The 19,568-nt window shown below is 69.4% G+C and carries 30 protein-coding genes and 1 tRNA gene; 15 read left to right on the top strand and 16 right to left on the bottom strand.

Translation table 11 applies throughout. The features are described from left to right. Positions 1 to 412 precede the first annotated feature (412 nt). From AN218_RS01915 to AN218_RS01895, 5 genes are all read right to left on the bottom strand, one after another. A complete protein-coding gene (locus AN218_RS01915) occupies positions 413 to 595 on the bottom strand; it encodes a hypothetical protein (RefSeq protein ID WP_070014681.1) in 183 nt (60 codons plus the stop codon). Next, entirely contained in the window at positions 592 to 813 is a 222-nt protein-coding gene (locus AN218_RS01910) for a hypothetical protein (protein WP_070014680.1), read from the bottom strand. Before AN218_RS01910 ends, AN218_RS01915 begins: the two co-directional genes overlap by 4 nt. An 87-nt stretch (positions 814 to 900) precedes the next feature. Further along, positions 901 to 1,140 (bottom strand): hypothetical protein, encoded by a 240-nt coding sequence (locus AN218_RS01905; RefSeq protein ID WP_070014679.1) that lies wholly within the window; start codon positions 1,138 to 1,140, stop codon positions 901 to 903. Positions 1,141 to 1,374: 234 nt separating this feature from the next. Beyond that, complete coding sequence (locus tag AN218_RS01900; RefSeq protein ID WP_070014678.1) at positions 1,375 to 1,626, bottom strand: hypothetical protein; 252 nt, start codon at positions 1,624 to 1,626, stop codon at positions 1,375 to 1,377. Between the two features lie 65 nt (positions 1,627 to 1,691). Then, a complete protein-coding gene (locus AN218_RS01895) occupies positions 1,692 to 1,943 on the bottom strand; it encodes a hypothetical protein (RefSeq protein ID WP_070014677.1) in 252 nt (83 codons plus the stop codon). Positions 1,944 to 2,218: 275 nt separating this feature from the next. On the opposite strand from AN218_RS01895, the gene AN218_RS01890 reads away from it, so the two are divergent. From AN218_RS01890 to AN218_RS01870, 5 genes are all read left to right on the top strand, one after another. Beyond that, positions 2,219 to 2,446 (top strand): hypothetical protein, encoded by a 228-nt coding sequence (locus tag AN218_RS01890; protein ID WP_070014676.1) that lies wholly within the window; start codon positions 2,219 to 2,221, stop codon positions 2,444 to 2,446. A 165-nt stretch (positions 2,447 to 2,611) separates the two neighbouring features. Then, positions 2,612 to 3,241 (top strand): hypothetical protein, encoded by a 630-nt coding sequence (locus tag AN218_RS01885; RefSeq protein WP_070014675.1) that lies wholly within the window; start codon positions 2,612 to 2,614, stop codon positions 3,239 to 3,241. 87 nt (positions 3,242 to 3,328) lie between these two features. Further along, positions 3,329 to 3,949 (top strand): RNA ligase family protein, encoded by a 621-nt coding sequence (locus tag AN218_RS01880; RefSeq protein ID WP_070014674.1) that lies wholly within the window; start codon positions 3,329 to 3,331, stop codon positions 3,947 to 3,949. A 350-nt stretch (positions 3,950 to 4,299) separates the two neighbouring features. Next, a complete protein-coding gene (locus tag AN218_RS01875) occupies positions 4,300 to 4,707 on the top strand; it encodes a hypothetical protein (protein WP_070014673.1) in 408 nt (135 codons plus the stop codon). A 52-nt stretch (positions 4,708 to 4,759) separates the two neighbouring features. Continuing rightward, positions 4,760 to 5,062: a hypothetical protein gene (locus AN218_RS01870; RefSeq protein ID WP_070014672.1), complete on the top strand. Its 303-nt coding sequence runs from the start codon at positions 4,760 to 4,762 to the stop codon at positions 5,060 to 5,062. A 116-nt stretch (positions 5,063 to 5,178) separates the two neighbouring features. On the opposite strand, the gene AN218_RS01865 is transcribed toward AN218_RS01870, so the two are convergent. The 6 genes from AN218_RS01865 to AN218_RS01840 form a co-directional block, all read right to left on the bottom strand. Then, entirely contained in the window at positions 5,179 to 5,496 is a 318-nt protein-coding gene (locus AN218_RS01865) for a hypothetical protein (RefSeq protein ID WP_070014671.1), read from the bottom strand. A 381-nt stretch (positions 5,497 to 5,877) separates the two neighbouring features. After that, positions 5,878 to 6,072 (bottom strand): hypothetical protein, encoded by a 195-nt coding sequence (locus AN218_RS01860; protein WP_070014670.1) that lies wholly within the window; start codon positions 6,070 to 6,072, stop codon positions 5,878 to 5,880. A gap of 234 nt (positions 6,073 to 6,306) precedes the next feature. Further along, entirely contained in the window at positions 6,307 to 6,612 is a 306-nt protein-coding gene (locus AN218_RS01855; RefSeq protein WP_079131728.1) for a hypothetical protein, read from the bottom strand. A gap of 510 nt (positions 6,613 to 7,122) precedes the next feature. Further along, positions 7,123 to 7,683 carry a hypothetical protein gene (locus AN218_RS01850; RefSeq protein WP_141747400.1) on the bottom strand — a complete coding sequence of 187 codons (561 nt, stop codon included), beginning with the start codon at positions 7,681 to 7,683 and terminating at the stop codon, positions 7,123 to 7,125. A 67-nt stretch (positions 7,684 to 7,750) separates the two neighbouring features. Further along, the gene (locus AN218_RS01845; RefSeq protein ID WP_141747399.1) at positions 7,751 to 8,251 is read right to left on the bottom strand and encodes a hypothetical protein; all 501 of its coding nucleotides are present in this window, start codon (positions 8,249 to 8,251) and stop codon (positions 7,751 to 7,753) included. Beyond that, the gene (locus AN218_RS01840; RefSeq protein ID WP_070014667.1) at positions 8,251 to 8,814 is read right to left on the bottom strand and encodes a hypothetical protein; all 564 of its coding nucleotides are present in this window, start codon (positions 8,812 to 8,814) and stop codon (positions 8,251 to 8,253) included. Before AN218_RS01840 ends, AN218_RS01845 begins: the two co-directional genes overlap by 1 nt. Positions 8,815 to 9,282: 468 nt before the next feature. On the opposite strand from AN218_RS01840, the gene AN218_RS01835 reads away from it, so the two are divergent. The 7 genes from AN218_RS01835 (at position 9,283) to AN218_RS01805 (ending at position 12,529) form a co-directional block, all read left to right on the top strand. After that, the gene (locus AN218_RS01835) at positions 9,283 to 9,519 is read left to right on the top strand and encodes a hypothetical protein (protein WP_070014666.1); all 237 of its coding nucleotides are present in this window, start codon (positions 9,283 to 9,285) and stop codon (positions 9,517 to 9,519) included. 47 nt (positions 9,520 to 9,566) lie between these two features. Beyond that, positions 9,567 to 9,809: a hypothetical protein gene (locus AN218_RS01830; RefSeq protein ID WP_141747398.1), complete on the top strand. Its 243-nt coding sequence runs from the start codon at positions 9,567 to 9,569 to the stop codon at positions 9,807 to 9,809. A gap of 109 nt (positions 9,810 to 9,918) precedes the next feature. After that, positions 9,919 to 10,167: a hypothetical protein gene (locus AN218_RS01825; RefSeq protein WP_070014664.1), complete on the top strand. Its 249-nt coding sequence runs from the start codon at positions 9,919 to 9,921 to the stop codon at positions 10,165 to 10,167. A 77-nt stretch (positions 10,168 to 10,244) separates the two neighbouring features. Next, positions 10,245 to 10,592, top strand: a complete 348-nt coding sequence (locus tag AN218_RS01820) for a hypothetical protein (RefSeq protein WP_070014663.1) — start codon at positions 10,245 to 10,247, stop codon at positions 10,590 to 10,592. A gap of 54 nt (positions 10,593 to 10,646) precedes the next feature. Then, positions 10,647 to 10,889 (top strand): hypothetical protein, encoded by a 243-nt coding sequence (locus AN218_RS01815; RefSeq protein WP_141747397.1) that lies wholly within the window; start codon positions 10,647 to 10,649, stop codon positions 10,887 to 10,889. Between the two features lie 35 nt (positions 10,890 to 10,924). After that, positions 10,925 to 11,269: a hypothetical protein gene (locus AN218_RS01810; protein ID WP_070014661.1), complete on the top strand. Its 345-nt coding sequence runs from the start codon at positions 10,925 to 10,927 to the stop codon at positions 11,267 to 11,269. Positions 11,270 to 12,124: 855 nt separating this feature from the next. Continuing rightward, on the top strand, positions 12,125 to 12,529 hold the full coding sequence (locus AN218_RS01805) for a hypothetical protein (RefSeq protein WP_070014660.1): 405 nt from the start codon (positions 12,125 to 12,127) through the stop codon (positions 12,527 to 12,529). 494 nt (positions 12,530 to 13,023) lie between these two features. Here the strand turns inward: AN218_RS01805 and AN218_RS01800 are convergent, their stop codons facing one another. From AN218_RS01800 to AN218_RS01780, 5 genes are all read right to left on the bottom strand, one after another. Further along, positions 13,024 to 13,257, bottom strand: a complete 234-nt coding sequence (locus AN218_RS01800) for a DUF6087 family protein (protein WP_070014659.1) — start codon at positions 13,255 to 13,257, stop codon at positions 13,024 to 13,026. A gap of 102 nt (positions 13,258 to 13,359) precedes the next feature. Further along, positions 13,360 to 13,566 (bottom strand): hypothetical protein, encoded by a 207-nt coding sequence (locus AN218_RS01795; protein WP_244900194.1) that lies wholly within the window; start codon positions 13,564 to 13,566, stop codon positions 13,360 to 13,362. A gap of 195 nt (positions 13,567 to 13,761) precedes the next feature. Then, the gene (locus AN218_RS01790; RefSeq protein WP_070014658.1) at positions 13,762 to 14,106 is read right to left on the bottom strand and encodes a hypothetical protein; all 345 of its coding nucleotides are present in this window, start codon (positions 14,104 to 14,106) and stop codon (positions 13,762 to 13,764) included. 751 nt (positions 14,107 to 14,857) lie between these two features. Then, the gene (locus AN218_RS01785) at positions 14,858 to 15,247 is read right to left on the bottom strand and encodes a hypothetical protein (protein ID WP_070014657.1); all 390 of its coding nucleotides are present in this window, start codon (positions 15,245 to 15,247) and stop codon (positions 14,858 to 14,860) included. A 363-nt stretch (positions 15,248 to 15,610) separates the two neighbouring features. Beyond that, positions 15,611 to 16,030: a hypothetical protein gene (locus tag AN218_RS01780; RefSeq protein WP_070014656.1), complete on the bottom strand. Its 420-nt coding sequence runs from the start codon at positions 16,028 to 16,030 to the stop codon at positions 15,611 to 15,613. A gap of 636 nt (positions 16,031 to 16,666) precedes the next feature. On the opposite strand from AN218_RS01780, the gene AN218_RS01775 reads away from it, so the two are divergent. The 3 genes from AN218_RS01775 (at position 16,667) to AN218_RS01765 (ending at position 18,603) form a co-directional block, all read left to right on the top strand. Beyond that, positions 16,667 to 16,739 (top strand) — tRNA-Ala (locus AN218_RS01775). Between the two features lie 588 nt (positions 16,740 to 17,327). Next, positions 17,328 to 17,576 (top strand): hypothetical protein, encoded by a 249-nt coding sequence (locus AN218_RS01770; RefSeq protein WP_070014655.1) that lies wholly within the window; start codon positions 17,328 to 17,330, stop codon positions 17,574 to 17,576. A gap of 463 nt (positions 17,577 to 18,039) precedes the next feature. Continuing rightward, positions 18,040 to 18,603 (top strand): hypothetical protein, encoded by a 564-nt coding sequence (locus AN218_RS01765; RefSeq protein ID WP_070014654.1) that lies wholly within the window; start codon positions 18,040 to 18,042, stop codon positions 18,601 to 18,603. Positions 18,604 to 19,568 lie beyond the last annotated feature (965 nt).

The raw sequence follows: 19,568 nt of genomic DNA, 5'->3' as shown, positions 1-19,568 counted from the left end.
CGACGTTCGGACCGGCCCAGAGTTCTGCGGTCCGTGAACGGGATTCAGAGCCCGCAGGGCGGGGGTACTGAGTGCCCAGCCCGCTCGGCTCCAGGCCGCATCTCGCACGGTCGGCAGGCGCCGGCCGGGGCCGGGCGGTGAAGGTCGTCCAGGAGCAGCTGCGTGAACTGTTCGCGGTTCCCAGGCAGGAGGCCGGTTTCCGGGCGGCAGTCGGACTCGTGGCCGCCGCCCGGTTGCACGGGTGGCTCAGGTTCGTTCAGCGGGGCGCCGGGGTCCGTTCTCCAGGCCCTGGCGGCGACGATGGCCCAGCGCCGGACCGTCAGGGCGAGGAGCAGGGCCGCACGGCAGCCACCGGGCCGCAGTTTCGCCACGACCATGGATCAGCCGGCGCCCTGGCGGCTGCCGCCTGCGATCAGCCGAAAGCGCCGTTGGCGGCGTCGGCCTGTGCCTGGTCGTATCCCCTGCTGTAGCCGTCCTGGCGCGCCGTGCGCTCCAGTTCGGCGAGGAGGACGAGGAGGCTATGGTTCGGGTCGTCGGAGAGGCGACCGGCCTCCGCCTGGATGTCGCCCTTGATGGTCTCGACGCTGCGCGTCACCGGATGCCCTTCTCTCCCGGCTCTGCCGTGGCGGAGTCCTGGCGGGTGCGGGGGAACAGGGAGCAGGCGAGCATCAGCACCCCCACCACGCCGACGAGAGCGAGGGCCAGCAGGAGGCGCGTGGGAATCTCGCCGTACTGGGGTGGGAAGGTCCCCCCGAGGATGACCGAGGGACTGACGGTGGCGGCAAGGCGGGTGGGACGGACACTGCGGTGCACGGCTGGACTCCTGTCGCGGGGTGGTGGGTTGTTGCTGTCGAGGAAGCGGGGCGCCGCGCCCTCGGTGACCGGGGGCGCGGCGGGGCGTCAGAGCTGAACCCGCTGGCCGTCCGCGTCGAAGACCTTCACCTGGTAGCGCGCGGGAACGTAGCCGGGGAAGTCGGCCCACTGCGCCGCATGCCGGACCGCGTCCTCGTTCATGAGCTGGCGGGCCACTGTCGGCACGTCGCACCCGGCGACGCCGCGCTTCGTGGTGACGACGTACGAGTAGGGGACCGGCTCGTCCAGGCGGACCTCGTACGTGGCGGCGGGGGCGATGGCGCTCATGCGACTCTCCTTCAGCGGGTGGATCTGTAGCGGCCGGGGCGGCGCTTGCATCACCGCTCCAACAATCTTTAATTTACCCTATCAGGAGTCATCGAGCAAGTTGTGAGCGATGACTGCTCGAAACAGGGTCGGCCGAGGAGGAACGGGACGCCCGCCCGCGCGCAGAGCTGGAGCACAGTACGGCGCGGGCGGGACCAGCCGGCNGGGCGGGACCAGCCGGCCCCGCCCGCGCCGTCACTCACCCTTCAGTACGGAGAGGATCTCGGAGTCGACATCGTCACCGACGTGGTTGCGCCCCTCGTACTCGGCATCCACGACCTCAGTCGGCAGGCATCCACCCCTCCCGTAGGAACCGATGTCGGGCCCCTCCTGCGCCTCGGCCGTCGTCTCCAGGACGCGCTCCAGCACTGCGCGAAGCAGCTCGGGGGGCGCGGAGTTCATGAGCCGGCGGATGGTCCGCTGGCGTTCCTGCTGCGTGCTGTCCATGGGGGGCTGACCTCCTCGGGTCGCGTACAGAACGGGTGGTGAGGTGGCGTGCGTCCAGACGGCCGTCAGATGACGCGCATGCCGAGCAGCCGGGGAGAGTCGTCGCGGACGCCGCACCACTCCTCGGCGCAGTCGCCGCAGAGGATGGGGCATTCGCACTCTTCGCGGCCCAGCACGTGCCAGCCCGCGTCGTGGGCCTCCTGGTGTCCCTCGTCCTCGTCGTCGAGGAAGGGCGAGATCCGACCGCAGAGGCACTCGACCCGCTCGCAGTCCACGACCGCGACGCCGAGCGGTGCTTCAGAGATCAAGGCGGTCATGGCTGCTCCCGGGTCAGGTGTGCGTAGCGGCCGGTCGGGCGCTTGCCTCGCCCTCTCCAGCAATCATTAATTTACCCAACACAGGGTAGATTGTCAAGACAGGCGAGGAGGTGAAGGGTGTGGCTCCCGCGCGGGGGCGTGCGACCCGAGATCCGGCGCCGATCAGCGCAGTCCGCGAGATTGACCAACGTCGCCTATTAAAGTAAATTAAAGGAAAGCGGGATGGTGTAGCGCCGTCCCGGCTGCCACATCCAGGCAAGGGAGAAACCGCGCGCATGACCACCCAGAACGCCGCCGTATACGTATCGGGGTCCGCCGCTGCCCGCGTCCTGGTCCGGGAGATCGAGGACCGTCGCTACTGGGCGCAATCGGGCTGCGCCACCCATGACGCCCGCAATGAAGGTGTACTCAACGGCCTGTACATGGCGCTCGACGCCCTTGGTGGCGCTCCTCACCCAACCCCCGAGGGCGGTCGCCAGTTCCACGCGGTCCTCACGGGCTGAGCGGAGGCATCCGTTGCGTCCCGGCCGCAGGGTGGGAGATGCCTGCGCTGCGACAAGATGACACGTAAGAATTGACGTTCTCTGCATAAGTGCGTAAATTAGTGAACTGAGGGCGATGCAAGCGCCCCGACGCCGCTACGACCGCTGTGCGCAGAAGGAGTTCCCATGGGTCGCCGATCCCCCCTCGCTCGCTCCGCCCCCGCCGCCCGCAAGGGCCGCGGTGCGCAGACCCGAGTTGTTGTCGAGGGCCTCACCCGACGCCCGATCGTGCTGGCTACCGACGCCGCCGTCGACCGGACCCGCGTCTCCAGCGGCTACCTGGCCACGACCGGCAACGCCGGGCTGCGAGCCCACGTCTACCCGGCCTACCGGGCCGACGCGGGCCGGACTGAGGTGGGTGAGCTGCGCGCGGTCGATCTGGGTCTTCGGGCGGTACTGCACGCGGCGCCCGGGGAGCCCATCGAGGTCCGAGTCGACAACCTGACGGCTTTGAAGTTCCTTCAGCGCTGGCAGAACGGCGACACGAGCCTGCCCCCTGGGTACGACGCCAGCCTGCGTTCCGGAGGTGAGTCACCGGCGCTGGTCAAGTTGCAGAGGCGGTGCCGGGACACGCCTGGTCTGACGTTCGTCCACGAGAAGGCGCACGAAGGGCACATCTTGAACGAGACGGCCGACTCACTGGCCAAGTTGGGCTTGCGCTGCCTGCGCGGCGGCGTGGACCGCGCCGACTTGGAAGGGCTGGCCACGCTCTATGCAAAGCGGGCTCTGACCGCTTTCCGCGCGGAAGCCGACTGACGCCGCAGGCTCACCAGCGGGGCGGCCCTGTACGGGGCCGCCCCGTACATCGGGCGCGAAAGCCGCTGCCACCGAGGGAGGTTCACGATGAGCGAGCAGGGACCTCGCTACCCGCGCACCCCGCACTTGCCCAACTCCCCCGGCGTCACGGCAGATGACCTGCGGGGCGACTGGGCGGATTTCGCTCCTCGGAGCGACGCCTTCGTCGCCACCCTCAAGATGGATGGCGAGAACACCACGCTGCACCGGCGCGGCATGTACGCGCGCTCTCCTGACGGCCGCAGCCGGCCGTGGCAGGACCGCATGCGTGCGCTGGCGGCCGGGGTCTGCCCGGACATTCCCGAGGGGTGGCTGGTGTGCGGGGAGAACCTCACGGTTCCGCATTCGATCCGCTACAGCCGTCCTGTCCCTCCGTTCGCGGTCTTCTCCATCTGGGAGGCCGATACGTGCCTCTCATGGGACGACACCCGCGAGTGGGCCGAACTCCTGGACCTGCCGACGGTGCCGGTCATCTACCGCGGCCACCGGCCAACCCTTGACGGCCTGCATCAGGCTTTCGAGGAGTACACCGACACCGAGCACGACGAGGGGTACGTGATCAGGGACGCCGGTTCGTTCGAGCGGGAGGACTTCGCTCACCGCGTCGCCAAGTGGGTGCGGTCCGGGCACGTACGCACCGACGACGCCTGGCCCGCACGGAGCGCGTGACACCGACGGCGTAACCAGCGACACGTAAAACTTGTGAATGGCACCGAAGATACGTAAAATAGATGCAGCGGTCTGGGGAGCGCCACTGGCCGCCCTGGCTTCCCCATCGGCCGTACCGGACGCGGGGGATGCCAGAAGCAGGGCGGGATACGCGACCCGCGCCGTACAGGCGCATCGACTCGCTTCCCGCCCTGCCCCATCCACGCTCCACTGACCGGAGGCCAGGGGAGAGGGCGGCCAGTGCAGCCGGGCAGGTTCGATCCCTGCCGTGGGCGCCCGCGAGACCAGTGACTCAAGGTACGCAACGCGCCGGTCGTGCTCGGCTGACGCCGGTCTGTCGGAGGTCCCGGATGGAGCCCGCATACATCGTCACCCTCCACCCCACCGGCCGGATCGAGCGCCAGCACATCGAGGACTTGACCTTCCCTCTCCGGCGCGCGACCGTTCCCCTCCCCAGCCTCCGGCACGACATGATCGCGCCCACCTGCATCCCGCTGGATTTCCTCGCCGAAATGCATTGGGCACGCGGGAGCACCGACGAGGCCGCAGAGCTCGCCAGGGAGCTCTGCGCCCTTTACCGCAGGTCAGCCGCCCCGGCCGGCCCCGTGCGCTTTTCCGGCCCGATCGAAGACTTCGAAGTGCCTTCCGCCGTGCATCCCCTGGTCGACAGCGCGTACGTTCGGCTGATGGGCAACCTCGCCACCGCGGCATACACGCTCGGCCTGGTGCTCACCGGGGACACGTACCACGAATCCTGAACCGGCCGACGCCGTCCGCGTCTTGAGCCCAGCACACGAGGAATGAGGAAACATGAACCCGCCCCGTCCGCTGCCGGAGCTGAGCGACGACGAGCTCACGGCATTCGTGGAAGACGACGCCGCCGCTGATGCCGACCGGACCCGGCCTTCCGGCTCCGCCAGCTGTCCGGGCTGCTCCGAGCTTGCCGCACTGCGCGTGCAGGTCGGCCGCTACCTTGCCAACGTCGCCGAGGGGCAGAACGTGACTGCGGACGACGACCTGGCCGGCTACCTCGCGGACGCAGGGATCGACCTCCGGCGAGAGATCGCCGAGCATCGCGCTCGACTCGGGCGCCGGGTGATCGGCGATCCGTGAGACCGCTGGGCGGAAGTGTGCGCCGCGAGCAGCCGCAAGCGCACAGGTTCTCGAAGGCTCAGGTGCGGTCACGTGGCGACCGGCGCAGGGTGGTGTGAGGTTCCCCCGGTAGGAGGTCAGGAAGCCAGGAGGCTGCGCCGCGCAACGAGCGCTCGCTTCAGCAGCTCGGCCTGGCCATTGTCGACGTCAAGATCGGCAAGGCCCTTCGCGCCGGACGTCGAAGCACTGAGCCGCAGGTCGCCCTGCTCCACTCCGGACGTCAGGTCCCGGACGGCCTCCTGAGGAAACGGCAGCCGGATGTTGAGCGCCACCTCGCTCAGTGAGATCTCGAAGGTGAGGATCTCGCCGACGAACACCCTGACGGTGTTGCCGCTGGCCATGATCTCCGCCAGCTCCTCGGTGGTCCGCTCGACATCCTTGAGCTCGTCGTTCATGTCGGTGTGCCGACCTCCAGGGTGAGACGGCTGTGATGGATTCGCCTGGCCTCCGAGACCAACAGCGGCCGTGGCACAGCCCGTGCAGTGCGAAGTGAGGGTGAGCCCGCGGGAGTTGCACCCGCTCTTCCCCCAACCGGGGCGTGCTGTCTACACCAGGACTCCAGACGGTGGCGACCCGTCCTTGGGCCCGGCCGGTGATCGGCCGCCCGGGCTCGTCATAGGCGGGACGGGGCCCACGCAAGGTCCTCCGTCCCACATGGACAAGACTACCGTCAAAGGTGCGTGGACTCAATGGAAACGGGTCAATGTGACCGTCTCCGGCCCGCCGATCCGACGGACCTTCCTGTGCCGCGGTACCCCAGCACGACCGCGGTACGGTCACCAGAACATGGGGGCCACGCTGCGCCCGGGCGCCATCACCTCGTCGTGGATTGCGGTGCAACTGCTGCACGTGGCGTCCGGCCGGTGGCTGGTCCTCGGGACGCCGAAGCCAAGGCGCAGACCGCACACGGTGAACCGCTCGGTCAGATAGGCCAGGTGTACTTCGGGCTGGCCCAGCTCTCTCGTGGACACGATGTCCTCCCATGTGGGTCGATGCGAACGGGCGGCGACCGCTGACCCGCTCCTGGAGCGTGAAGAGCGCAGTGGGAAGTCCACCCCGCTCACCCGGGACTTCGCGCGGAAAGCCCTGTTCGGCACGTTGGTCCGGGCGGAGTCGAATCTCCACTCATGCAGGTGCGCGCTTGCCGGCGGATGTGGCGTGTCGTGGCAAGACGGGCGGACGCGGCCGTCCGCCCGCCCAGGAGGTTACTCAGGGAGTTCGCGACGGGTGGTGACGTCGTAGGGGCTCAGGCTGAGCCAGTCGCAGCCCCCGTGGACGTGGAAGGAGCCGTCGTCCGCCCTGTCTGCCTGGTCGATGCCGAAGGTGGTGTCGATCTGGCGGGCGAGTGCGAGGAAATCGCCGACGGCGAGCTCAGCATCGAGGTAGACGCCCTTGATCGTGCCCCCCTCGTGGTCCTCACCCTTCATCATGATCCACACCTGAGGTGCGGTCTCGGCGTCCTCCCCGATGGTGTCGGCGGTGAGGGCGGTGAGGGTGGCGAGGTGCGTCACGGTTCCTCCAGGAGTGGGTTCGTAGCGTTCGGAGTGGCGCTTGCTTCGCTCTTCCAGCAAACACTAATTTACTCTATGAGGTGGCAAAAATCAAGAAGGTGTGATGTCAAGGTTCGGAGTCCAAGTGACGCCAGCGCGAGGCGGCCAAAGGCGGGGCGACCGTCCAGGCCGGCGTCCCGGGTCAGTTCGGCTGAACGATCCCGTGACCCAGGCTGGGCCCCGACGCCGGCGCGGCCTCGCTGCTCGCCGGACAGCGGGGTTTGCTCCCGGGCTCGACGGGGCCGTACTGCCGGCCGAGGACGCGTTCAACCCCGGATAAGGCTGTGTGTAGGCAGCCCCTCGGATCCGGCGAGCTTGGCTGGCGGCGTAGCCGGGTGGTCGCCGTGCCCAGGCGGCGGGTTGGCCGGGGCGGCATTCTGGGGCATGCGCCGAGGTGCCCGTCCGCGAGAAGGCCGGAACAGGGACCTTCAGGAGACGCCTCGATACGGGCGAACGCTCACCCAGCGCCGATCACCGCTCTTCCGAAGCGGGCCTTCCTGCCGCCGGGGTGGAGGGCGTCTGCGGGCGGTCACGCCGCGGGCGTTCGTCGCCGAGTTCGGCGAGCACTGCGCGGGCGAATGCCTTGACCCTGCCGGGCCTTCCTGCCGCCGGGGTGGAGGGCGTCTGCGGGCGGTCACGCCGCGGGCGTTCGTCGCCGAGTTCGGCGAGCACTGCGCGGGCGAATGCCTTGACCCTGCCGGGCCTTCCTGCCGCCGGGGTGGAGGGCGTCTGCGGGCGGTCACGCCGCGGGCGTTCGTCGCCGAGTTCGGCGAGCACTGCGCGGGCGAATGCCTTGACCCTGCCGGGCCTTCCTGCCGCCGGGGTGGAGGGCGTCTGCGGGCGGTCACGCCGCGGGCGTTCGTCGCCGAGTTCGGCGAGCACTGCGCGGGCGAATGCCTTGACCCTGCCGGGCCTTCCTGCCGCCGGGGTGGAGGGCGTCTGCGGGCGGTCACGCCGCGGGCGTTCGTCGCCGAGTTCGGCGAGCACTGCGCGGGCGAATGCCTTGACCCTGCCGGGCCTGCTCCTGGTCACGTCTTCTCCTGTGCGTTCTCTGTTGGTCCAGTCATGTTCGCGCCTCTTTTGCGCGGGCGCCGGGCGGTCACCTTTTCTCCAGATACGCGGTGACGCCCTCGGCAGTTCGCTCGACGCCGTGCCGCTGAGTGGAGGCGTCGAGGATGCGGCCGTGCACGGAGAACGTCAGCCGCAGGCGGCCGCGGCGGTGCTTCTTTAGCAGGACCTCTCCATGGACCTCCTTCCGCTCCGCGATGTGCCACCCTGCCCAGACGGCGTTCGTCAGAACGCGCACCTCGTTGGCGCTGCGGCCCCAGGGGTTCTCCTCGCTGGCGAGGTCCGGCAGCGGCCGGCCCTTGGCGACGGTGACGGGCACGTTCTGTGCGAACGGCGCGCGCCCGGCAGAACGGGGCGTCAGCATGTCGCCTTCGACGCCTCCCTCGCGGGCCTGGAACCAGCGGCAGGCGTAGCAGGTGCGGGTGATGTCGCGGCAGTCGGCGTGAACGGGGTCGCCACAGCGGCGGCACGTCACGCGCCGTTCGAAGGCGGAGTCCTGACCGCAGGAACCGCAGGCACGGGGGAAAGCCATCACGCACGCCCCGCGTGAGCTCGGGTGCCGCCCATGTCCTCGTCTGCGACGGGCTGCTCCGACTTGTCGGGCGCCCATGCGAGGTCTCCCGGGGGCTTCCACCCCAGCACGGCGCAGATGTCGTACTGGGAAGGGCAGGAGGACGCCACAAGGCGTCCGGCCCGCCAGGTCTGTCCGCGGCGCAGAAGCTCAGCGAGCGCCTCCAGCGCCTTGCAAGTCGCAGTCTCGTCCTGAGCGGGAGACTTCCCGCGCGGGCAGGAGCAGCAGTTCCCGCAGTCCTGGCAGAGCTGATGCGGGCAGTGGCCGCAGGACAGGCGCAGATGCGGCATGCAGCAATCTCGCTCGGCGTCCGTGGAAGAGGAAGGGGCGACCGCTTCACCGGCGGGGGAGTCGTACGCGGCGTGCAGCGCTTCGAGGGCGTTGTGAGCGCCGAGGGGCCGCGACCGGGTCACCTTCCCCCCGACGTTCTTCAGCAAAGCTCCGAGGTCTTCGCGGCGGAGCTCGACCGTCACCGTGTCGGTGGAGGCGCTCCTGACGGTCGCGGCGGTGGTGTTGCCGTTCATGGAACTGCTCCGTTTCAACAGGCGCTCGACGCGGATGCGGGGTCTTGCGGTCTCCGCGTTGACCGTTGGTCGTCCGGCCAGTACGGGCGGAGGGAAGGTGTGTGCCGGGCCCGAGGTCAGCCGCGGTTGAGGAGCGGTGTCGGTGATGCTTGCCTCACCCGGCATTGAAGAATTTACGTAAATAGGAGGTAACTGTCAAGTTAAAGTATGCGACGTGACTCTCGGGGTTGCTCAGCCGGGGTCGCGTGATGGCCGGTCGCGAGCCGGTGAAGCACAGAGGCTTGACAATCATACCCGCGAAAGGTAAATTAATGGGTGTTGCTGGATCAGCGCCCCGCGCGATCTGGCCTGCACCCCTCCTGCGGACCGGGTCCGGCGCCCGATCGCGCGCTGCTCGCCCGCCGCCGACCGGAGCTGGCCCGTTCCCGCCGGCAGGACCCCACATCCCGTCCAACCGAGAGGATCACCGTGAGTGCACCGTTCGAGTCCGAGCAGGCACGCCTGCTGGCTGAGCAGGTACAGCTGCTGATCGACCAGTTCACCACCGAGCAGCCGAAGGCGGATCAGAAGACCCTCGACTACCTGACGCTGATGCACACCGAGCTGCTGGAGTTCGCCGACAACCCCGGTGATCTCCGCCTGCGCGTCGAAGTCGAGAAGCACATGCGTAACTTCCTCGCCCTCGCCGGGCAGCCCGAGCGGTGACCCCAGACGCACTTCAGACTCTGCAACTGGCGGATCAGATCGGGGGTATGACGATGGACGAGGCGACCCGCGCTGCCGTGCACGCCTTTTACCGGCTCTACAAGACCACTCAGAGCCTGCTGAACACGGAGCACCAGCCCACCCACACTGAAGCGACGAGAAGCCTCTACGAGGCCGCTCGGGAGGCCAACGCGAAGATGCAGGCCGCTGGCCTCCTCCAGGTGAACGAGAGCGACTTCGAGGCTCTGGTGCGGCAGGTGTACCCCGACGTTCGGATCTGCGGCGCCTGACCGCACCACCACACCGCTGCGGCATCCCAAGCCGGCCGGGGGTGTGCTTCGCACTCCGCGGCCCGTCTGGCTGCCCCGACGTCCCCACACAGCATGGAGGAGATCAACGATGGCCGGTACCGAGGCGACGGCTGAAGAAGCGGCCGGGAACCTGTACGAGGCGCTCCTCAGCGAGGCCCGCAAGGAGGCCAACTACCCGTTTGACAACGACCTGATGGCCGAGATCGAGGACCTGACCCGGAAGTCGGGACTGGTCAGGATGGGGCAGGAGGCGCTGATCCCATCGCAGCTCGTCGCTCCGCTCGGCCAGGCACTTCGCACGCTCGACCCAGTCGGGTTCACCGCCCCTCGCGCCTAGAGCAAGAGCGTCCGCCCTTGCCCACGGGCCGAGAAAGCTAGCCGCCCACCCGCACCAGACCCACCAGGAGCTCGCCCGTGCTCGACATCGAAGCCGACCTTCCCCTCACACCCCAGGACGAGCGGGAGACCACGCGCCTGCTCGCCCTCGCCGAATCGATTCCCGTTGATCCGGCCGATCTCGACGAGGACGTGCACGACGCTGCTGCTCGCTACGCCAGCGACGAGTGCAACGACTCCGCCGCAGTCGACAACGACGAAGCTGCCGATGAGTGCTACGACGAGGCTGGCCACCAGGCCGCGAAGATCAACAACGGCGGCCTGAGTAGCCAGGTGCCCTACCTCGTAGCCCAGTACGGCGCCACCAGGACCGAAAAGATCATCCGCGATACCCGGCCGACTCCTGCACGCCCGACCACTCGCTGAGACCCGAGTTCGGCTTGGCGCAGACTCTGCAACTGGCCCGATGAGATGGCGGATATGACGAGGGACGAGGCGACCCGCGCTGCTGTGCAGGCGCACTACCGGCTCTACAAGACCACTCTGAGCTTGGCGACCATGACGCGCATGCCCACCCGTGCTGAAACGGGGTCCATCAGCGAGGTCGCTGAAGAAGCTACCGAGAAGAAGCGAGCGGCGGGGCTCCACGACATGCCCGCGAGTGAATTCGACGCGCTCGTACGCGAGCTGTACCCCGACTACCCGGTGGGCAACGACACCTGACCGGCGTCCGCCCGAGACGACAAGGAGTAAACCGAGTGAGCCTGGAGCATTCGTTCCTGGCCATCTACGGCATCGAACTCGCCGATGCGCACTGGCTGGACGTCTCCGACGCCTTGGAAGCGCTGCCCCGCGCCCGGGGCAAGGAGACCGATAGCCCCGACAGTGGCGAGGACGTGCAGCTGTACACCGTCAGCGGCGACGACTCCGAACGAGTCGTCATCGGCATCGCCTGCGAGGAACTGCCGCCCGGCGCCTGCCGCGCCCTGACGGACTTCACCGTCTCACCCGGAAGGGACGAATCCCTGCGACGCACGGCCGCGCACCTGGGTTACCGCGCCCTGGCGGAGCCGGGCTGGCTGCTCGTGCACGACTGGAGCTGACCCCGAACCGGAGCGGACCCCGCCCTGCGCGTCGTGGCTGCGCCGTGCCTCGTACCGCGGTGCTGCGTGCTGTCTTCGGCTCATCCGCGGCCGTTCCGCCCGGCCGCCGGCCGCCGGCCGCAAGCTCGCGAACTCGCGCGGCTGCGCCGCCGCTTCGTGCTCGGGCCCGCCCTGCGGCTGCCCTCGGGGCGTCGGGGGCGCTGCTCGCCTACGCCCGGCTGGTCCGTCGGGCTTGCCGTGGGCGCCGTCAGTGTGTTCCGCGCCCACGTACCCGCGCGGCCGTACGGCGGGCAGTTGATTGAGCAGCGCCATGTCGGCCAGTGGCTGCATNTGGCGAGCGCTCGGCGAGGGCGCTTCCGCGGTGCTGCTCCAGCGACGCCTCGTCGCGCGCGGGTGTATGCCTCCTCCAGTCAACTGGCCAGAATGCGCACAGGCGTTCGTATTTGGGCTGCTTCGGGCGCTCCGCGTCCAGGCGTCTGGCGGCGCGGGGGCCGTCCCCAGGCGGGGTTAAGTGCTTCGTCGGCGGGCGGTGCCCGTCGCCTGCGGGGCCTGGGCACGGTTCCTTCGCCGGTTGGGTGTCGGGAGTACGTGGGGTGCGGCGTCGTGTCGCTGCGCGCTGAGGTGCTGCCGGGAGTGAGTCCGGGTGGGCCCCGGCTTGCCGGTTCTGGGTGGGCGCGCGGTGCTCCGATCGTCTCGGGGGAGGGCCCGCGCCACCTTGCCGTGGCGCTGTTCGTGACGCGTGCGGAGGGCGGGGACCGTCTTTCCGGATTCTGTCCACAGGCGGCTCTTCCTACCTTCTCGCAACCCACGTCCGTACGGGACATGCCAAGCGGACGGATCACGAGAGGGATCACTATGAAGACGCTCCTGTGCCGCACCGGCACGCGCATCGCCACCACCACAGCAGTATCGGTCCTGGCTCTCTGCGCCGCCGTCGGCAACGCCTCCACTGCCCAGGCCGCTGACGCCTCGCGTCACCTGAGCGACGGCAGTGGCTACGTGCAGTATCAGGACCGCGGGAACGCACTCACAGTCAAGGACACCAAGCGGGACGGGAGGGCGGTGCGCGTCAATCTCTGGACCGACTACGGCTACATGCACACGGTCAACATGAAGCTGGGTGCCGGCAATTCCGAGACCTACTACTTGGACCTCCGCGAGGACCGCCACGTGGAGTTCGTGGCGATCACCTGGGACCACAACGGCGACCAGGGCGGTGGCCCTGGCCTGGGGAACGCGCAGTTCGCCACGCGCAGCTGATCGCGCGCGGACTCCTTCGAGCTGGTCTCTGCAGGCCCAAAGTGCTGCGGAGGCTTCCGGCTGAGGGAGCGGCCGTGTCTCGTCATGCTGGCTGCCGTACCAGGGCCGATTGGCGGGGTGCCGGGAGCTTGTTGCCGGCGTCGGCCGTGGCCGCCGGTGATCGCGCGATGCGGCGATCCAGGTTAGGTCAGAACGAGAGGTCGACCATTTGCCCAGTTCCCGTAGAAGTCCCCTGGCACCATGTGCCAGGGGACTTCTACGCGTAGCTGGGACTGGCCCGTGCCGACGACAGCGATTCGAGGCCGGTCGGGCGGCCCATCGCCCCGCCGCCGCGTGACATCGCTCCGCGCTCGCCGCCGTGGGCGTTCCGTCGGCCCGTTCCGCTTCGTCCGTGCGGTCGCGCATTCGTTCGTGCTCCCGCTCGTCCTGTGGCGCTGTCGTCCGCCGGGTCTTGCCTGCTGTGCTCGTCAGGTCGGTGTGGCCCGTGGGGACGTTCAGGCTTCGGGGTGCTGTCGGTGGACGTATGCGGCGGCTGAGGGGTAGTTCGGCGCGAGCCCGACCGCCCTCCATTCGTAGCCGTCGAATTCCTCGATGACGCGCCACTCATCGGGGCGAACGTGGGAGCCCGCCGGGGCCCCGCTGTCCAGAAAGAGCATCCGTCGTTTGCCGGTCATCCGCTCTCGCCGCAGCTGCTGAACACGAGCCAGGTACTCCAGGGACTCATCCACGCGATCATCTTCGCATCGAGGCGGTCCGGGGTTGCTGGGGAGGGTCTTCGGGGGCGCACTGCTTCAGCCGACCCCGCCTGCCGCTCAACTCCGGGACGAACGTCAGGGCATTGGCACCTCGCCGGTAAGGAGGTAGTCAATGCCCCGGATGGTGTGCCACACCTCAAGCTCAGCGGGGCTGAGGCTGTAGCTTTCGGCGCGCTCCTGGAGGTTCTCCCAGTCCATGCCGACCGCCGCGAGGAGACCGCACCGCTGCTCCCGCAGCTGCTCGGGTGTCCTGCGAATGACTGTGGGCAAGTTCGTTGCCATCGCTCTCCTCCTTTTCCCGGACGAGGTCAGTCAAGCAGGAGGAACTGACACCCCGACCCCTTCTCGCGCACTGCTCGCCCGCCGCTCGGGAGGCCAATATGGCGGTGCAGGGCTGGTTCACCCGGTGGGCCCAGCGCGCTCGGGCGCCTCACCGTGCGCCGCCGGTGGGCGGCGACTTCGAGGAGCGTCCGTCTGTCATCCGGCAGTCTGCGACTCGGCCTTCATCCGCTCCATCCATCGGCTGATCCGGGGCTTGCCCGCGTCGCCTGCGAGTGCCTGTGCCATCACGAGTTGAGCGTCCATCAAGAGCAGAGCCTGCGCCAGCTGCCGGGGGTCGTGAGAGGCCATGTGTTCCACGCACCGGCTGTCCTCGTGGGCGACCTCGGTCTCCAACTCGGCCCCGGGGGGGTCGGCTCGCAGCGTCCGGCGGGGCGTGAAGAAGGGCTCATCGCACACGGGACAGAGGCCTGAGCCCATGATGTTCAGCGACCCAGGCAGGCTCGGCAGATCCTCGTCGGCGGATCCAGGTGTCTCCGTCATCCCTGGAGAGTAGCGAAGACCGCCCTCTTCCTTCATCCGACCGTTCACTGTCCTCTGCGCTGATGCTGATGCCGCGTCGACGACAAGTGCGTCCAGGACAGCCCCGCCATCATGGGCACGGTCGCCGGGATCGTCTGCGCACGCCCGCGGCTGCTTCGCCGCCGTCGTGTCCCCCGCCGTGCTTCGGCCTCGTCCGCCGGGCAGAGACGCTCGCTGCATGGCTTCGTGCGTGCAGCCAAGGTGCCGAAGCGGTGGCGCACCTCGGCGCTGCTGTCCTCGAGGCCGCGCAGCTCGCCATCCGGGAGCCGGCCACCGGGTCCTGCCGTCTGCCTGCCCCGGCCCATGACTCCCGCCGCCGCGGCCGTCACGGCCGAGGCTGCTTGTCGTCCACGCGGCTCGCCGGTCGCTGCCGCTCCCGCGGTGCTTGGGCTCGCGGGCCGCGCATCGTCCGGCCAACTCGCCGTTCGCCGCCGGGGGGCCGCAGCTCCCGTTGCCCGTTTCGCCGGCGTCGAGCTGTCCGGCTGGTTGTCCGCGGCCCCGCCCGCCGGGTTCGAAGGGCCTGCTGCCGAGTTGGTGGGCCTCATCCGCACCGGCTGGCGCCGGTGGCCTTGTCGGTGCCGCCCGACCCCGTCGACAGCGGTCACCTGCGGCGGCTGGGACGCGGCATTCGGCGGTGTTGGGCCTCGTAGCTCTCTGGCGCGCATGGCCCGTCCGCGCGCCCCTTGTGCGGGGCACCGGAGTAGCGGGGGATCTACTTCTTGCGCGGTTCGTACCTCACAATGACGATCATGAAGCCGGGCCAGGAGATGAGTCGCTGCCAGGACATGTCACGGCCCATGGTGAGGATGGCGCGGAGCTGGCTGATGGGGCGCAGCCCCGACAGCCCGTGCAGGTTGCGGAGTGCATGCCGGAGGGCGGTCAGCGGACGGGTGTGCGGCTTGGACTGCGGCGCCGGTGCGGCGAGCTCGGCGGTGTAGCGGCGGCAGGTGCCACTGTCGGCCTGGTGGTGCATGTAGGCGTATTCGATCAGATGGTCCGGACAGTCCCCCGCCAGGATGTAGCCGCCACAGGACTGGCGGGTGCAGGTGCAGGCGGCGCTGCCGGCGATGGTGCTCACTGCGTGGAAGACGGGGATGTCCATGAGGTTCCTCCAGGTGCTGATTCTGAGGCGTCAACCGGATGCAACATAAGTTAATTTACATATTGAAGGTAAAAAAGTCAAGAGGTGCATGATTTGGCACGTGTCGAAGGTGACGCCTCCGGCTGTCGGGGAGCACGGCACTTGTGCGAGGGGACTCCCCTGAGCTGCTGACTCGCGACCGACGTTGCACCACTTGTGCGGAGGATTCGCACACTGCTTGTTCGCCCGGACCGCGCGCCGCCGAACTTGAGGTCCGGCGCGAGTCGCCTGCCGGTCTCTCCTCGGGAAGGCCTGCACGCCCTTGAGGAAGCGCCTGTGGTGATCGAGGATCGAGATGTAGCTGTAGCCGGTGGGCCCGGTCGGTCAGTTGTCGCTGTCCAACACCTGAGTGGTGATGTAGTACCGGGACTTGTTCCACCGGCCGGTGTTCGGGTCCTTGAAGCGATGGACCTGCCGGACGTCCTTGCCCGCGTGTTCCGGGCACCACTGGTGTTCGGTCGTGCCGCGGGGGAGACCGCTGGCGTTCTTCTCCACCCACGCCTGCGCCTCCGCCTCGTCGGAGCGCACTGCGAAGACGAAATGGTCGCCGGTGACGACGTAGACCTTCGCTGGGTACGGGGCCAGCACCACGGTCTTGCCGCGGCGGCTGGTGACGGTGAGCGCGTGGCCCTCGTCGGCGGCGTCGAAGACGGTGTCGGCGATGTCAGTGCGCGGGTCGTCCCAGTGAACGACGAAAGCGTCGTCCTGAGTGGAGTTGTCCTGGGTGAGTTCTCGGGCGGTCATGGTGGTCCCTTGACGTCGGAGGGGCAGGTGGGCGTGGGCGCGGAGCACGCGAACTCCGCAAGATACATCAATTTACATGAAAAAGATACAACTGTCAAGTGTGATAGGTCTCAGGTGGAGCCTCGCTGCTCGGGCGTGGCGACTCGTCGTCCCCGACGTGCGACGCTCGGGTCCGACTGGCGCCGCTGCCGGGCGGCATGCTTCGCGGCTCGCGTCGTCGCCGTCGGGGAATCCGCAGGCGTATCCGTGAGGCGGGAGGGGATGGATCGTAGAGCGCCGGTGTGAGTGAGCGCGGCAGTTGTCGTGTGGGGTTGTTCTGAGCTGCGGGTTCGCTCCTCGCGTTGCACAGCTTCTGGCGGAGGATTCGCAGGCTACTTGGCGGCCGGCGCGCCCACCGCCGGTGATGGCCACCCCTGACCCGCGCATCTACCCGTAGCAGTCGCTGCACGACAACTGCTCTGCGAACACGACAACTACCGTGCGAATCCGCAGCTGACCGGTGCGGTGGCCGGGCGCCCACGCCCCCGCCTTTAAGTTGACAACTGGCGCCTGAGACTGTAAATTAGTGTGTGTTGGTGGGGGCGTACGGCTCCACCAGGCCGGACGGTGATGGAGCGGCCGATCCGCGTTGTCCGGCAGCCCGTAGCTCAAATGGCAGAGCGGTCCCCCCGGCAGGGGGCAGGTAGGGGTTCGAGTCCCCTCGGGCCGACGAAGTGCTGGTCTACACCCCTGTGTAGGGGTGCGGGCGGGCACGCGAAGCGGATCTTGGCTGGTTGATCACCGGCCGGGGTCGAAGGAGGGGTCGCTCCCCTCTGGAGCGTGGTGTATGTAGCACGCCCCCGGGTTGGGGGAGGAGCGGGAATCATGGCCCGCGCGCTCACGCCGCTGTCCGGCTCCGCTCCGTGCCCCGCGGGGCGGGTCCGGACGGTACGGACGGCACGGTCAGCCCACCACCGCGGTGTTGCTGCCCGGTCCCGGAACACCCTCTGACGTCTGCGGAGGCTGAGGCCCGGCTCCCGCCCCTTCGGGCGGGGATCCCGGAGTCGGACGTCATGGCCCCGGGCCCGGACACCGCGACTGGGCAGGCCGCCGCGCTGCTCCTTTGCTCCCGATTCAGCCCGGAGCTGGGAGCAGCCGCCGTCGTGGCTGTCGCGCCGCCTGTGCGGCGCCCAGAGGCGATGGCCCCCCGGGGGCGCGATCGCCGAACCCCGCCTGTTCCCGGCGGCCACCGCGGCCCCGGGAACAGGCGGCCGGCACCGAGCCGAAAGGGAGGCACAAGGCCGCTGTGCATCGCCGGATGATGACCCGTGAAGGCCTGCGCCGCCACAACTGCTGCCCGGGCCACAACCCCCGCTCCTACGACCACGGACGCGAACGCGCCCGCGAGGAGCGCGAGTGGCTCCAGGACGTCGCGGAGCTCGCGCCGCAACTGCGCGGACCCGCCTACCTGCCCCGGCCCGCGACTCCCGCCGCCGCGGCCGTCATGGCCGAGGCGTGGCCGCCCGCGCCGCTCGAGCTCGCACCCGACGTCACGACCGGAGGGTGACTCGTGCCGATCTATCTGCCGGAGCCGGTGCCGGTGCGTCCCGCCGACGGGAAGGGCTACAACCGGCTTTCCCTGAACACGCACTTCGAAGCCGGCGGCGCGCAGTGCGCGCTCGGCCCGTGCACCCGTGGCGAAGACTGCCGCCACTGCTCCCTGCTCCAGCAGCGTGAAGAACTCCCCATCACCGCGCCCCGCGTGCTGGTGCGCGACAGACCGACTGGATTGCTCCCGGCGACGGCCACGAGTTCGTCACGACTCCGGTCACCTGGCTGTGGATCACCGACTGCCCCGAAAACCCCGACTTCCGCGACCCCGAAAACCAGTGGACCTACGAGCGTCTCGCGCGCCTGAGCGGCTGGGACCTCGGCCGCACCTACCGGGACGGACACGGCCCGGGATGCTGGCTCCACCGCGCCTCGCTCGCACCTGCCCCGACCACCGTCCGGTAAGGAGCACCCCCGAGATGTACGGAAACGGATACGACGACACGGTGGCCGTGGACGTCAGCGCCCTGCACGTCGAAGGCGAAGACTTCGAGCAGCTGCCCCGCGACCGCTTGCTGCGCCTGCACGAGGACACCCTCGGCATGACGGCCGGCTTCGTGCGCACCTTCTACGGCCCCTACACCAAGGGCCTCTACCCCGGCACGCTGCGCGACCTGGAACCGGTCCCGGACGCAGAAGCAGCCGCCCTCATCGCCGCCGGAACGCACGTCCACGACGCCCGCCGCGCCGAGGGCTGGAGCGGCGACTTCCCCGTCACCGTGCACGGTCTGCGCGTCGGACAGCTGCGCGCCGTCCTCGCTCAGGTCGACCTCCCCGACGACGCGCTCGTAGCCATCGGCGCCGCGGACTTCCCCGACGAGGGCATCGGTTCACCGGCCAGCACGCGCGTGGAGGTCGGCTACTACCGTCCCGACCCCGCCAGAGGCCTCTCCGGCGCGGCCTACGGCGGTGAAATCGACTACGCCATGGACGGTTCCATCCCGGCCCATATGCCCGCCCTGGTCCTCAACCCCACCCACTGAACCAAGCTGACCGCCGCGTGATCCCGACCGTCTGAGAGAAACGACATGACCTGCTGCCCCACCGCGCGACGCAACGGCCGCTCGTGACCGGCCCGCTGCGCCCGTGGCGCCCGGAGGACTTCGACGAAGAGTGCGAGACGTGCGCCGCGCCCGCCGGCCAGCTCTGCCGACCGTGGTGCGACACCGGCTACACGACCGTCGACGCTCACCGTGACGCCGAGCTTCGCGGGCAAACCACGAGAGACCCAGGACCGCGCTGACACCTCTCCGGGTTCATGGGCGGATACCGGCCGGGCGCGCCGCCGCGGGCTGTGCTGCCGACGTCCGAGCACTGGGCCCGCACCGTGACCACAGCGCCCGCGTTCTGCTGGACGCCGGAGCGAAGGCCGGCTCGTTGAGCCGCGGCCCGGCTTGCCCAGCCTTGGCGACTACGGCCGCCGCACCGCCGTGGTGTCCCCTCCCACCGGCCCGGGCGCACCTCGCTCCGGGCCGGTGGGCCGGGATCTGTCGCCGGCCGTTCGCCAGCAGCAGCGACGTGATGGTCCTGGTCGGACGCTGCTCGCCGAGGGGCCCGGCGGGTGCCCCTGCCATGAGCGACATGGGGTGAGCGCGGATGGTGGCGCGATCACGCCCTCAGGCTCCTTCGGGGAATCGAGTGTCCCTTCAACCAGGTACGCCGCCCGCCTCGGGCCGCGCGCTGAGAGCGTCGGCTGCGGGCGGGCGCCGGGGTCGTCCACTGACGGCGCACCCGGGTGATGGAGTTGTGGCCGCGGGACGGCCGCCGGGAGCGACGGCGTGCCCGCGTCTACTGTTGCCGTGCACTCCTGCACTCGCCGCGGGCGAGTCGCAGGACCACGGATTCATGTACGGGCGTGTCTTCCCTCGTTCATGGCCCGCTGCCACTGGGCCAGCATCACATCGATGGCCAGGGCCTCTTCCCGCACCGGCACGTGCACGTCGCCGCC

The organism is Streptomyces nanshensis (genome assembly GCF_001751255.1).
GTDB classification, from domain to species: domain Bacteria; phylum Actinomycetota; class Actinomycetes; order Streptomycetales; family Streptomycetaceae; genus Streptomyces; species Streptomyces nanshensis_A.
Note: the sequence above shows the minus strand (reverse complement) of the source record. Positions and strands in the feature narration are given on the sequence as shown.

Bases quoted from the DNA above. Each gene is read 5' to 3' on its own strand.
- AN218_RS01905 (WP_070014679.1), bottom strand. From the start codon at position 1,140: ATGAGCGCCATCGCCCCCGCCGCCACGTACGAGGTCCGCCTGGACGAG.
- AN218_RS01900 (WP_070014678.1), bottom strand. From the start codon at position 1,626: ATGGACAGCACGCAGCAGGAACGCCAGCGGACCATCCGCCGGCTCATG.
- AN218_RS01895 (WP_070014677.1), bottom strand. From the start codon at position 1,943: ATGACCGCCTTGATCTCTGAAGCACCGCTCGGCGTCGCGGTCGTGGAC.
- AN218_RS01890 (WP_070014676.1), top strand. From the start codon at position 2,219: ATGACCACCCAGAACGCCGCCGTATACGTATCGGGGTCCGCCGCTGCC.
- AN218_RS01885 (WP_070014675.1), top strand. From the start codon at position 2,612: ATGGGTCGCCGATCCCCCCTCGCTCGCTCCGCCCCCGCCGCCCGCAAG.
- AN218_RS01880 (WP_070014674.1), top strand. From the start codon at position 3,329: ATGAGCGAGCAGGGACCTCGCTACCCGCGCACCCCGCACTTGCCCAAC.
- AN218_RS01875 (WP_070014673.1), top strand. From the start codon at position 4,300: ATGGAGCCCGCATACATCGTCACCCTCCACCCCACCGGCCGGATCGAG.
- AN218_RS01870 (WP_070014672.1), top strand. From the start codon at position 4,760: ATGAACCCGCCCCGTCCGCTGCCGGAGCTGAGCGACGACGAGCTCACG.
- AN218_RS01865 (WP_070014671.1), bottom strand. From the start codon at position 5,496: ATGAACGACGAGCTCAAGGATGTCGAGCGGACCACCGAGGAGCTGGCG.
- AN218_RS01845 (WP_141747399.1), bottom strand. From the start codon at position 8,251: ATGGCTTTCCCCCGTGCCTGCGGTTCCTGCGGTCAGGACTCCGCCTTC.
- AN218_RS01840 (WP_070014667.1), bottom strand. From the start codon at position 8,814: ATGAACGGCAACACCACCGCCGCGACCGTCAGGAGCGCCTCCACCGAC.
- AN218_RS01830 (WP_141747398.1), top strand. From the start codon at position 9,567: ATGACGATGGACGAGGCGACCCGCGCTGCCGTGCACGCCTTTTACCGG.
- AN218_RS01825 (WP_070014664.1), top strand. From the start codon at position 9,919: ATGGCCGGTACCGAGGCGACGGCTGAAGAAGCGGCCGGGAACCTGTAC.
- AN218_RS01815 (WP_141747397.1), top strand. From the start codon at position 10,647: ATGACGAGGGACGAGGCGACCCGCGCTGCTGTGCAGGCGCACTACCGG.
- AN218_RS01805 (WP_070014660.1), top strand. From the start codon at position 12,125: ATGAAGACGCTCCTGTGCCGCACCGGCACGCGCATCGCCACCACCACA.
- AN218_RS01795 (WP_244900194.1), bottom strand. From the start codon at position 13,566: ATGGCAACGAACTTGCCCACAGTCATTCGCAGGACACCCGAGCAGCTG.
- AN218_RS01790 (WP_070014658.1), bottom strand. From the start codon at position 14,106: ATGACGGAGACACCTGGATCCGCCGACGAGGATCTGCCGAGCCTGCCT.
- AN218_RS01785 (WP_070014657.1), bottom strand. From the start codon at position 15,247: ATGGACATCCCCGTCTTCCACGCAGTGAGCACCATCGCCGGCAGCGCC.
- AN218_RS01780 (WP_070014656.1), bottom strand. From the start codon at position 16,030: ATGACCGCCCGAGAACTCACCCAGGACAACTCCACTCAGGACGACGCT.
- AN218_RS01770 (WP_070014655.1), top strand. From the start codon at position 17,328: ATGATGACCCGTGAAGGCCTGCGCCGCCACAACTGCTGCCCGGGCCAC.
- AN218_RS01765 (WP_070014654.1), top strand. From the start codon at position 18,040: ATGTACGGAAACGGATACGACGACACGGTGGCCGTGGACGTCAGCGCC.